Here is an 11,815-nt window from a genome sequence, read left to right on the forward strand (position 1 = left end):
TAGCCACGGAAAAATGCATAAAGATGAGATTTCTGAAGAGCTTGCAGATGTGGCTATGTATCTTTTTGAACTCGCAGATAATCTAGGAATTGATCTTTCTGAAGCAATAGAGAATAAATTGATAAAAAACGCCAAAAAGTATCCGGTTGAAAAAGCTAAAGGCCGGCATACAAAATACAATAAATTATAAGATATGATCGTTTACCAATCGACCAAGCAAGGTTTTCTTAAAGACGCTTCATCTGGGATAGAAGATATCGTCAGAGAGTGCGTTCGCAAGAAGCTTAACATTGATGTAAAGCCGGGCAGTAGTGAATATGATTCCTGGAGAAATTCACTTGGCAATGCGATGCATCATGTGCTCGATACTGATAAGATTCCGGATGATTCTGGTGTTGCGATCGAGTATTCCATTCCTCGTTCAAAAAATCGTATAGATTTTCTGATTACCGGAGAGGATGAACGAGGCCGTGAACGGGTGGTTATCATAGAGTTAAAGCAATGGACAGATATTCAGGTTACTGATAAGGATGCGATCGTATTAACGCGTTTCAAGCAAGGTCCAAGTGAAGAGCTCCATCCTTCATATCAGGCGTGGTCGTATTCGACCCTTCTTTATGGCTTTAACGCCACGGTTTATGAGGAAGGGATCGGATTGGAGCCTTGCGCATATCTCCATAATCATGTCGATAATGACGTTATAACCAATAAGTTTTACGATGATTATTTGAAAAAAGCTCCGCCATTCTTCAAAGGTGATAAAGAAAAACTCCAGGATTTTATCGCTCAATATGTGAGATATGGCGAGAAGAAGAATACGCTGTATCGTATCGATCAAGGCGAAATTCGTCCTTCTAAGAATCTTGCTGATTGCCTTGTCTCAATGATTAAGGGTAATCAAGAATTTATCATGATCGACGACCAGAAGGTTGTTTACGAGACCGCACTTTCGCTTTCAAAAAAATCCAGTAAGACTAATAAAAATGTCTTAATTGTTAAGGGTGGGCCGGGAACAGGAAAGTCGATCGTCGCTATAAATTTACTTGTTGCGATCACAAAGCTCGGATTAAATACGCAATATGTTACAAAAAATTCTGCCCCTCGAGCAGTTTTTGAGGCTAAGCTAACAGGCACTCTTAAGAAAACTCAGATTTCAAATATGTTTACTGGCTCGGGTTCGTATGTGAAATGTGAGCCTAATGCATTTGATGCTCTTATCGTTGATGAGGCGCACAGACTTAATGAAAAGTCAGGTATGATGAGGAACACAGGAGAGAATCAAATTAAAGAGATTATTGACGCTTCTAAATGCTCTATCTTTTTTATCGATGAACACCAAAGAGTGACTTGGCATGATATCGGCAGGAAAGATGAGATTGAAAAGTGGGCTGTGCGTATTGGCGCGAAAGTTCACAATCTTAAGCTTGAGTCACAATTCCGATGCAATGGATCTGACGGATACCTCGCCTGGCTTGATAATACACTTCAGATAAAAGAAACAGCCAATAAGACGCTTGATGACATCAAGTATGACTTTAGGATAGTTGAGTCTCCAAAGGAGCTCCATGAGCTTATCCTTAAAAAGAACAAGATTAATAATAAGGCGCGCCTTGTCGCCGGGTATTGTTGGGATTGGGTGAGCAAGCGGGGTAAAAATCTGAATGATATTGTAATGCCTGAGCATGATTTTCAAATTAAATGGAATCTCGCCAGCGATGGAAATGTTTGGATAATTTCCCCTGAATCGGTAAGTGAGGTTGGCTGTATTCATACATGTCAAGGTCTCGAGGTTGATTATATCGGAGTCATTGTTGGGCCAGATCTCGGGGTTAGGGATGGTCGAGTTATTGCAGATCCTAGCAAAAGAGCTCAAACCGATAAATCTCTTCATGGGTACAAGAAAGCACACGAAGACAATCCCGAAGAGGCATACCGCAAGGCAGAGTCAATCATTAAAAATACATACAGAACTCTTATGACGCGTGGGCTGAAGGGCTGTTATGTATATTTTATAAATAAAGACACAGAAAGATTCTTTAAATCGAGAATCGAGCATCATAAACAACCGAAAGAGGAAGAGAAGCCGGGAGTTATTATTGATATTTCACCAGATAAAAAATATGACGAATATTTACCCGTTTATTCGCTTAAGGCAGCTGCAGGTAAATTTGGTGAGGGAGAAGACGTGCATGAAGAAGGCTGGATAAAAGTAAGCGAGCTAAAGTTAAGCAAAAGTATGTTTGTTTGCAAAATAGTCGGCCATTCCGTGGAGCCAAAGATACCTGATGGTAGCTATTGCATATTCCGAACTGATACTATTAGTGGGACGCGGCAAGGGAAGGTAGTTCTCGTTCAGAGCCGCAATATTCATGATCCCGACACCGGTGGATCATATACAGTAAAGAGATACAATAGCGAAAAGGAGTACAGCAAAGATAGCACATGGAAACACGGAAAAATCGTCCTTGAGTCTTTAAATAACGGCTACAAACCAATAATTTTAACTCCTGAAGATGAAAGTGAATTTAAAGTTATAGCGGAGTTTGTAGGGAATTTGTAAAATATATGAAATATACGGAGAGAGGATAAATATAACATCAACAAGGTCCCCCAGCGCCAGGGCCGCAACCTGCGCGTCGTCTCCTCCGACCGCTCGCTGTATTTTTGTGCGAAGGATGCGCTGGCAACGCCGATGAAATGCGCGGCCCTTCAGAAATGAGATTTCTGAAGGGGTGAGGAATCTTGGGGAAGTCGTAAGCATTTTATAAGCGAAAGATAAGAATTTGTTATGCAGGAAGAAGGAATAGTTATAAATCTTGAAGGTATCAAGGAAGATAATGAAGAAATTAAGTCATTTAGGACATATAGTAATTATCTATTAAGCCTAAAACAGTATATTGAGTATAAGTACGGGAAAAGGCCAGAGGTATTCGTAAATCTTAAAACTGCTTGTGAGGAAAAACCTTCCTATTCTAAATTTCAAACAAATAAAGATGCAGATTTAGACAAAATTAAGAAATTATTGTTTAATTCATGGCACACAGAGATTGTTTTTTGTATACCGCGGAAAACAAGTGAAGAATTTGTCAAGTATTCTAATCACTGGGCACCTATTCAGGCGTATTATTCAATATTTCTTTCAATTAGAGCTTTATTTGATAGCATGGGTATTGTATGCCCGCATTCTCACGCAGATACACTTCAACAGATTTCTGAAAGTATTGTAAATAGAGATCTGTTCCCATCGCCCTGGAACAGCTATTGCAGAGGGCAAAAAGAGTTAAATAACCATTCTTATTTTAATTTTCTAGGGGAATACAAGGAAATAAGTAATCTATCTACGCCTTTTTTGGTCGATTTTTGGAGTTGGTATGCCCTATGGCTTAAAACAACACGCGAAAGAAAAGATAAAAAAAGACGCAAGGAAGCAATAAAGTCTAAACGTTTTAAATGCGCTAATGGAGAACCAAGAAAAAACCTCTCTTTTAAACAAAAATTAATAGTTGATAGCACTTTGCATGCCACAACATTTTATGATGGGCTATATAGGTTAAGAATCCGATCAAACTATGAGGATGCGGATGCTTTTATTCTTGGCACAATGTCACAAGAGGAGGCGCTAACTTTTTACGACTCTCTTATAGTGATTCTAGAAGCGACTCTCTTCGTACTGGAAAAGTGCATCTCTAAACATATTTCGAGCCAGGAGTATAAAAATATTGTTGATGAATTTATTAGAAGCGTGGGAGAGGATATGGCTAAAGATACAGTTGCTTTAAGAAAAGATTATTATTAAATTGTAGCACTAAAAGTATTATAAACAAATAAACTAAAGCATTCTGAATTAATGTGCCTCACAGTGCCCGCCATTTAGAAAATCTAAATTTCTCATAATAGCCAATGGTGTATAATTTTACTTGATTTATTGTTTGTAATAATATAGTATATTGTAAACAATTAAAGGAGCTAATATGAAAAGAAGGGGCAGGAAACCAGAGGTCACCAGTCTATATAAGAATGGGAAAAGATGCACATTTTATATCAAGAACGATATTAAAGCGAAACTAGATCATCTTAAGCATAATTCTGATGTTCATATATCTGATCTCGTAAATACTGCCCTAGAATTACGGTTAAAGGATATACTTTCTGGTAAATCCGACTCTATTAGAGTTGTATCGCTATTTAGTGGATGTGGCGGTATGGATGTGGGTTTTGTAGGTGGCTTTGAATTCTTAAATAACAAATATGAAAACCTAGGATTTGAGATGGTGTTCGCTAATGACATAATACAAGACGCGTGCGATACATATGAGGAATATTTTAAACATAAATCCGTTTGTTTAGACATAAAACAATATCTAGATGGTAATGGGATTATTCCTGACTGCGAGGTTGTTATTGGAGGATTTCCATGCCAGGATTTTAGTTTAGCCGGGAAAAGAGAGGGGTTCAATACGGAAAGAGGGCGACTTTATGAACAGATGAAGAGAGTGATATTATTGAAGAAGCCCTTAATATTCATAGCAGAAAACGTTAAAGGTTTAACGAATCTTGCTGGAGCGCTGGATAGGATAAAGAACGATTTCGCCGCAACTTATCCTGGGTATCGAATCAGTGACCATTTACTTATGGCCGCTGATTTCGGCGTTCCTCAAACCAGAGAAAGAGTCATCATTGTTGGCGTCCGAAACGACTGCGTTGCGACTTTTCATGCCCCTTCCCCAACTCACGCGTTTGACGAATCAAATGAGGACGGAAGAAAGCCTTGGGTTAAATCTGAAGAGGCAATCGGTGACTTATGGGGCACGGAGAAAAAAAAGAATTGCCTACCAAATCAGAACCAATATTCACAGGCTAAAAATTATGGCGAACATTTACAGGGTAATAAACCTATAAAAGCGGATTACCCGGCGCCAACGATTCGAGCCGAACATCATGGTAATATTGAGTTTCATTATAAGAACAAAAGACGACTAACGGTGAGGGAATGCGCTAGAATTCAGACTTTTCCAGATAATTTCGTTTTTAAGGGAAGCGGCTCATCCGCTTATGTGCAGGTTGGTAATGCTGTTCCGCCGCTATTAGCTTGGCATATTGCGAAAAGAGTGAAGGAGTTTGTGGAGAATGAGAAAAAAGCGAGATCCGAAAGTTACAAGCAAAATCATGGCGTGTATTCATTCCAAGAATACGCGGCCGGAAGTAGCTTTAGGTAGAATCCTACGTAGGAATAAAATAAAATTCCGAAGACATTACAAGATTTCAGGAAGCCCAGATATCGCCATAAATTCAAGAAAAATCGCCATTTTTGTTGATGGCGATTTTTGGCATGGTCATAATTGGAAGTTAAGGGGGCTTAAGAGTCTTCAAGCTGAACTCGCAAGTTATAACAAATTTTGGGCTAATAAGATAAGAAATAACATTAAACGTGATATAAGGACGAACAAGGAGTTAAGGAAAAATGATTGGAAAGTGCTTCGATTTTGGGAGAGCGATTTAAAGAGAAAACCCGATATGATAATTAATAAAATACTACGCGTCTATCGTGCTCGCAGACCCGCCGCATAGATTAAAGACGCTTCTCCCTTATTTAAATTTCCCTGTTTATCAACAAGACCAAGCCATACTTCTTCTATGTCGGCGGATTTAGACACCTTCACGCACCAGGCGCTTGTAAGCTCGTCTCTATTGACGTCGGTCAGAATTTTTTTTATCGCCTTGGCATTAATGTACAAATTATAAAGTATTTTAGGGACTTTTATAGTCTTACCATTCAATAATCGCAATGACATTTGACCGCCGGCCGTGAATAAGTCTCGGAACGAGCTACACGTGGCTTGATATTCCTGTAACAGATAGAGAGATGGTTTTATGTACTTGCGATTAGAGGTTGAAAAAACTTCAGGGAAACGAACCATAACCTCTACTATAAAACGCTCTTGTGAAACATCATCAAGTTCAGAAATATGTTTTATAATCGGCATTACACCGGAATCAATCCACCATAGTTCCTCACCTTTTTTGAGTATGCTTCGATAATATTCCTTAGCCGTTTTTATGGTGTCGCCTTGGCAAAATGCCCCATAGGTTGTACCCATCTTCCCAAATATGTTATCACCTTTTGGTAGCTCCATATTAATTTTATAGCGTGGCGAGTGAGTAACTACGATATCGCTAAGGCAGTCTTCATAAAGTCTAAACATGATATCAGATTTATTTTTCTTGCCCTTTTTCCCGAAGAATATATAAACTTGTCTTAAATCTTTTATTTTTGTGGCTTCAGTAATACTATTGCCTGTTGTTACCCAGGCATCGCCAGCCGTGAATTTCGCCTCGATTCCAAAAGGCCATATGTATATGTCTGGAAATGAATGTTTGCCCGTCCAAAGATGATCTCTTATGCTTCTCTCGGCACATATAGCTTTTATTACGCCGTAAAGAATAGCTTCAAATTCATCGCCTGAATTGATATTTCTCAAGCCATCTTTTAATAGACGGATTTTAGCTTCTTCTAAAATCTCAATAAATGTGCCCTCGGATATCACTTTTCTCATATTTACCTCTGATTTTACTAAATTATAGCTCTTCATGCTTAAAAGCACAACAATAAAGGTGAGAATTACTTAAAATACGCTAATAAAAGCAAGTAATAGCTTGACACCTAAATGTTTTAAGCGTAGATTGGGAAAAGGGTTACAAGTTACATAAAAATTAGAAACTTGTCAAAAAGGAATATGCAATTTTGCGGAATACCCTAAAGTGATACGTCCCGCAATATACACAAAGAGGAATCATGCCGCGGCCTTTTAATTCTGAGTTAGTGCTCGAAGAAAAAATATCAGAGGCAACCCTGCGCGCTTATCATGTTGGGTTTGAGAATAATAAGTTTAGGTTGCAACCACTCGTTGATGTGATATGTGATGTCATATTAGAGTTTGCATTAGGATATGATAAAAGCGTAAGCATAGCTCCTACTGAGATCAGGGCGAAGTTACGGGAAGCGGCTTTAAGAGTCTATGATACTGACAAATATAAAAAACGAGGCGAATTTGGAGAGCTAATTCTCCATCTTTTTCTTAGAGATTTTTGTGAAACAATACCCTTAATTTCAAAGATATACTTTAAAGATACAAGTAATGCGGCTGTTCATGGTTTTGATGCCGTTCATATTACAATTAAAAATGGTAAGAATAAACTTTGGCTTGGTGAATCAAAACTTTACACAAATGGAACCGAAGGAGTGAGAAGCCTAGTTAAGGATTTGGTAGCCCACACAAAAGCGAATTATCTTCGTAAGGAGTTTATGTTTATTGCGCCAAAGATACCAAGTTCAACGCCTTTAATTGAACACTGGCGGAGGCTTATGCATAGACATCAAACTCTAGAATCAATATATCACGGAATTTGTATACCTATGGTATGTACGTATTCGAGTGATGTATTTCGTTCTCATTCTGTAGCTACACGGCAATATTTAGATGATTTTACAAAAGAATGCCATAGTCTAAAGGCTATATTTGATGTCGGATCAAAAAAAGTAACCACAGATATTGATGTAATGTTAATGTTGCTACCCGTTCCCTGTAAAGACGAACTAATCAAAGAGCTTCACAAACGGTTAAGGTCAATGCAATCGATATGAAGATAACAAAGCTTGATGACGCAATAAATTTTATAGCGAACTCAAAAGCGATTAATTTTAACGATAGCTTCGAACTATCAAAAGCGGTAGCTTTTTTATTGTCAGAAGAGGAAAGTGCGCAACAAGGGCGGGAAATCATAATTCGCATCTTGGATGCATGGAGTAAAGTTAATTCTGAAACAAAAAATATATGGAACGATTTAATTGAGGCATCCGGTCTGTACCCTTATGTAGAGCAAAATAAATTATCCGGTTCTTCGTGCTTACGACAAGAATATCATAAATCAAAATATTTAGTAGATAAATATTTCCATGCAGAGCAGATGAATATATCTATTTTACTACACAAACTAGAAAGTCTTATCGTAAGCGCTCCGACAAGTTTTGGGAAAAGCCTACTAATCGAAGAAGTTGTCGCTAGTAAAGTACATAATAATATTGTAGTTATCCAGCCAACGTTGGCACTTCTAGATGAAACTCGTAAAAAACTTCAACAGTATAGCGATGATTACAACATAATAGTTAGTACTTCGCAAATGCCGTCACCTAGAAAAAATTTATTTTTGTTTACCGGTGAAAGAGTTGTTGAGTATAAACATTTTCCCAAAATCGATTTTTTTGTTTTGGACGAATTTTATAAGTTAAGTCCATCAAGGGACGATGATAGGTCAATAGCCTTAAACCATGCGTTATATTTGCTACTTAAAATGACAAAAAGGTTTTATATGCTAGGTCCTTCTATTAAAAGCATACCCGAAGGCTTTGCGTCAAAATACAACGCTAACTGGCTAAGGACTAGCTTTGCAACTGTCGCCATAGATATTAATAAAATATATGAAGAAAAAAAAATAAATAAAGAAACTCAGGAAACTGCGCTGTTTGATTTATTGTTAACGCTAAAAGAACCGACTTTAATTTACTGCTCGTCGCCGGGCAAGGTAAATAAGTTAATACCAAAATTTTTAGAGTTTATGTTAAATAAGAACCACAATGGGAAACAACTAGGTTCCTCAAACCATGACTTAACCCAGTGGATCGATACGAATATTCATGAAAATTGGGATTTAAGAAAGGCTTTGGCTAACAGAATAGGTTTCCATCACGGTGCTTTACCTAGGCATTTGGCAAGCTCTGTAGTAGACGCATTCAACTCCGGTGATATACATTATCTTTTTTGCACCTCTACATTGATTGAGGGCGTTAACACATCTGCAAAGAATGTTGTATTATTTGACAAGAAAAAAGGACTCAAGCAAATTGACTATTTTGATTTCAAAAATATAACAGGTAGGGCTGGTAGAATGAGCAGGCACTTTATAGGAAATATTTTTCAATTCCATCCAGAACCTCAACAACTTGAATTAAATATAGACATTCCTTTGTATAATCAGACTTCTGCCCCATTAGAGTTACTAATCCAAATGGACCCAAAAGATAGAGTTACTTCTACAAAAGAAAAGTTAAAAGATTTTGATAAAATGGATGTTAAGTTACGGGAAGTGTTAATCAAGAACACTGGAATGCCGCTAGAAGGGCAATTAAAAATAATTCAGACAATAGAACAAAACCTTTCAAATTATCACCCATTATTGAATTGGTCAAAAATTCCAAATTATCAACAACTCAACACAGTAATAGAATTAGGTTGGAAGAATTTATTGAAAAAAAACGAATCAAAGGGCGGCCTATATGTGCCAAGTCAGCTAGCAGTTATGGCCCTTCAATACTACGGTTTAAAATCGCTAAATGGCATAATAAAAGAATCTATGAAAAGTAAATATTGGATTAATAAGGAACCAGATGAACATGAACGATTACAGCAAATTGTGGAAGTAGTATTGCAATGTTCACGGCATTGGTTTGATTATAAGTTACCCAAAATGCTAGTTGTTATGTCAGAATTGCAAGCTTATGTCTTTAAACGAAATGGATTAAATGCAGGTGAGTATGCTTTTTTCGCCAGTCAAATTGAAAATGAATTTATTCAATCAAATTTGACAATTCTTCTTGAATATGACGTGCCGATGTCTGCTGTCAGAAAGCTATCAAAATATATAAAAGAAGGTATCAAGCAAGAAGAAATTATTAGAAAAGTTCACTCCCTCGATTTAAATACAGTAGGGCTGCTTCCTTATGAAATCAAGAAATTAAAAATGTTACCAAAGTCATAGGTTAAATCCGGGCATGCTAAAAAGGGGTAAACCTATGTATAGCCATCATAAATCCGCCGGAGAAAAGCTAGCTCCGGCCTAAAAAATAAAAGCTAAGAGGGAAATAGGAGACGTGTCATTTGGGGACACTCCACAGTACGAAAATAACTAAAAAATAGTTGCCCCCTCGCTATGCTCGGGGACACCCCGGTCCCCAGTAATCTGAAAGATTACGGGGATTAGCCCCGGGAATTCTTCGAATTCCTCGGGGGTAAATTTTCCCTGGACCTAATTGCGGGAAAATTAGGTGAAAGATTTTTCCCTCTTTTAGCGTCTATTTAGCTAAAGGAGGGATTTTTTATGGGCAAACTGGTTATGCAAAAGGTAATAGAGCAGAAGATATTTTGGATAAGGGGAAAGAGGGTTATGCTGGATAAGGATTTGGCGCAGCTTTACGAGGTAGGCACAAGAGACCTTAATAAGGCTGTGATGAAGAGCTCCGCAATTTGATGTTCCAAAATGGAACATCAAGATGGGGCGGCACACGCAAGATTCCGAGAGTATTTACAGAACACGGCATCCTGATGCTTTCCTCAGTTCTTAACAGCAAACGTGCAGTTCAGGTAAATATTCAGATAATGAGGACATTTATTCGTTTAAGAAGGATACTCGAATCGCACAAAGAACTCCTTCGAAAGATAGAAAAGTTAGAGAATAAGTATGACTATCAATTCAAGCTTGTTTTTGATATCATAAAAGACCTGATCAAAGAGGAAGAAAAACCGAAGAAGAAGATAGGGTTTCATACGGGTTGAAATAAGGTCAATAGAATTACGGTGACAGTATACTCAATTTACCATGATAGCGGAACGTTTTATTCGTCAAGTCCGGCTGGTGGGATTGGCGATCATGAGCGTCTGCTTGTTAGCACCAGCATTTGAAAAATAGGCCCCTTTGCCCTAACAGGCAGAGGGGCTTTTCATTGCGATATCGAAAATTGGTGCCAGTATATGAAAAAGAAAGTCTATCTTATCCGCCACGCCGAAAGCGAGGCAAATGCCGGGGGACGGACATCGGAGCCGTCAAAGGTTGCGCTGAGTCCCGCAGGGATCAAGCAAGCCGAGGAGATGGTTGCCTTGATCTCTGAAATGCCGGAATCGATAGTCACTTCATCATATATCAGGACCACCCAAACTGCGGCACCTCTTATGAAGAAATCCCGTAAAACGCCCCATGAAGAATGGGAGGTCCATGAATTTACCTATCTGGCGCCGGGCAGATGCAAAAATACGTCATCGCCGGAACGCAGGCCAATGGTCGAGGAATACTGGAAGAAGTGCGACCCTTTTTATTGTGACGGTGAAGGCGCAGAGTCGTTCGATGATTTCATTAACCGCGTAAAAAGAACGCTTGGAAGGCTAAGGAGCAGGAGAGAGAGCGTTATTGCGATATTCAGCCACGAGCAATTTATTAAGGCCTTGCTGTGGGTGATTGATAAGGGAGAGATCGCGCGCCTATCTTCCGAGGATATGAAAGAATACAAAGACCTCCTTGCTGTCAACAGGATCCCGAATTGTGGTATAGTGGAGATTGAAATTTAGAATTGAATGTGATTTTGTTTGTTCCGGTATAGCATGGGGGAGGTGATGAAAAATTAAACAATGATACTGGACGAGCGGTAAAGATAAATCGATTAACCGGGGAGAAGCAGATGGGTAAGTATGTCATTTTTGGAGTGTGTTTTTTGGCAGCATCGGTAGGCTCAGCGGTGATATTGACGGACGGGATGGTAAAGTTCAAGAAGGCCTCGGCAGAGGTGATAAACGTCACCGGCTCCGCCGAGAAGAGGATAACATCGGATTACGCGGTCTGGACGGCCGAGTTCTCGGCGCGGGACCCGCAGATGAAGGCCGCGTTCGCCAGGTTAAAAGAGGACACGGCCAAGGTCAGGGCCTACCTCGCGTCCAAAGGGATGGCCGAGGGCGAGATGATCGTTTCGCAGGTGGAGACGGCGGTCATCTAC

11 protein-coding genes and 1 pseudogene are annotated in these 11,815 nt (G+C 39.0%); 11 read left to right on the forward strand and 1 reads right to left on the reverse strand.

Translation table 11 applies throughout. The features are described from left to right. The 5 genes from WC317_07825 to WC317_07845 form a co-directional block, all read left to right on the forward strand. On the forward strand, nt 1-190 hold a 190-nt coding region (locus WC317_07825; protein MFA5340035.1), incomplete at its 5' end, for a MazG-like family protein. Between the two features lie 3 nt (nt 191-193). After that, complete coding sequence (locus tag WC317_07830) at nt 194-2,560, forward strand: DNA/RNA helicase domain-containing protein (GenBank protein ID MFA5340036.1); 2,367 nt, start codon at nt 194-196, stop codon at nt 2,558-2,560. A gap of 228 nt (nt 2,561-2,788) precedes the next feature. Further along, nucleotides 2,789-3,796 (forward strand): hypothetical protein, encoded by a 1,008-nt coding sequence (locus WC317_07835; protein MFA5340037.1) that lies wholly within the window; start codon nt 2,789-2,791, stop codon nt 3,794-3,796. Nucleotides 3,797-3,971: 175 nt separating this feature from the next. Then, entirely contained in the window at nt 3,972-5,216 is a 1,245-nt protein-coding gene (dcm, locus tag WC317_07840; protein MFA5340038.1) for a DNA (cytosine-5-)-methyltransferase, read from the forward strand. After that, a complete protein-coding gene (locus WC317_07845; protein MFA5340039.1) occupies nt 5,167-5,568 on the forward strand; it encodes a very short patch repair endonuclease in 402 nt (133 codons plus the stop codon). Before dcm ends, WC317_07845 begins: the two co-directional genes overlap by 50 nt. Here the strand turns inward: WC317_07845 and WC317_07850 are convergent. Next, nucleotides 5,541-6,554, reverse strand: coding sequence for a hypothetical protein (locus WC317_07850; protein ID MFA5340040.1), 1,014 nt, complete (start codon nt 6,552-6,554; stop codon nt 5,541-5,543). The genes WC317_07845 and WC317_07850 overlap by 28 nt on opposite strands. Before the next feature lie 266 nt (nt 6,555-6,820). Between WC317_07850 and WC317_07855 the strand changes: the two genes are divergently transcribed. The 6 genes and pseudogenes from WC317_07855 to WC317_07880 all read left to right on the forward strand — a co-directional run. After that, entirely contained in the window at nt 6,821-7,642 is an 822-nt protein-coding gene (locus tag WC317_07855; GenBank protein MFA5340041.1) for a DUF1837 domain-containing protein, read from the forward strand. Next, nucleotides 7,639-9,813: a helicase-related protein gene (locus WC317_07860; protein MFA5340042.1), complete on the forward strand. Its 2,175-nt coding sequence runs from the start codon at nt 7,639-7,641 to the stop codon at nt 9,811-9,813. The genes WC317_07855 and WC317_07860 overlap by 4 nt, the downstream gene beginning before the upstream one ends. A gap of 405 nt (nt 9,814-10,218) precedes the next feature. Continuing rightward, a pseudogene (locus WC317_07865) lies at nt 10,219-10,331 on the forward strand (ORF6N domain-containing protein). Nucleotides 10,332-10,430: 99 nt separating this feature from the next. Continuing rightward, nucleotides 10,431-10,607 (forward strand): hypothetical protein, encoded by a 177-nt coding sequence (locus WC317_07870; protein ID MFA5340043.1) that lies wholly within the window; start codon nt 10,431-10,433, stop codon nt 10,605-10,607. A 195-nt stretch (nt 10,608-10,802) separates the two neighbouring features. Next, on the forward strand, nt 10,803-11,393 hold the full coding sequence (locus WC317_07875) for a histidine phosphatase family protein (protein ID MFA5340044.1): 591 nt from the start codon (nt 10,803-10,805) through the stop codon (nt 11,391-11,393). Nucleotides 11,394-11,536: 143 nt separating this feature from the next. Then, nucleotides 11,537-11,815: SIMPL domain-containing protein (locus tag WC317_07880; protein MFA5340045.1), on the forward strand; the 279-nt coding region annotated here is incomplete at its 3' end.

The organism is Candidatus Omnitrophota bacterium (assembly GCA_041653595.1).
In the GTDB taxonomy this organism is placed as follows: Bacteria; Omnitrophota; Gorgyraeia; order Pluralincolimonadales; family Pluralincolimonadaceae; genus Pluralincolimonas.

Coding starts and splice junctions, on each gene's coding strand:
- dcm (MFA5340038.1), top strand. CDS start 3,972: ATGAAAAGAAGGGGCAGGAAACCAGAGGTCACCAGTCTATATAAGAAT.
- WC317_07830 (MFA5340036.1), top strand. CDS start 194: ATGATCGTTTACCAATCGACCAAGCAAGGTTTTCTTAAAGACGCTTCA.
- WC317_07845 (MFA5340039.1), top strand. CDS start 5,167: ATGGCGTGTATTCATTCCAAGAATACGCGGCCGGAAGTAGCTTTAGGT.
- WC317_07870 (MFA5340043.1), top strand. CDS start 10,431: ATGAGGACATTTATTCGTTTAAGAAGGATACTCGAATCGCACAAAGAA.
- WC317_07835 (MFA5340037.1), top strand. CDS start 2,789: ATGCAGGAAGAAGGAATAGTTATAAATCTTGAAGGTATCAAGGAAGAT.
- WC317_07850 (MFA5340040.1), bottom strand. CDS start 6,554: ATGAGAAAAGTGATATCCGAGGGCACATTTATTGAGATTTTAGAAGAA.
- WC317_07875 (MFA5340044.1), top strand. CDS start 10,803: ATGAAAAAGAAAGTCTATCTTATCCGCCACGCCGAAAGCGAGGCAAAT.
- WC317_07860 (MFA5340042.1), top strand. CDS start 7,639: ATGAAGATAACAAAGCTTGATGACGCAATAAATTTTATAGCGAACTCA.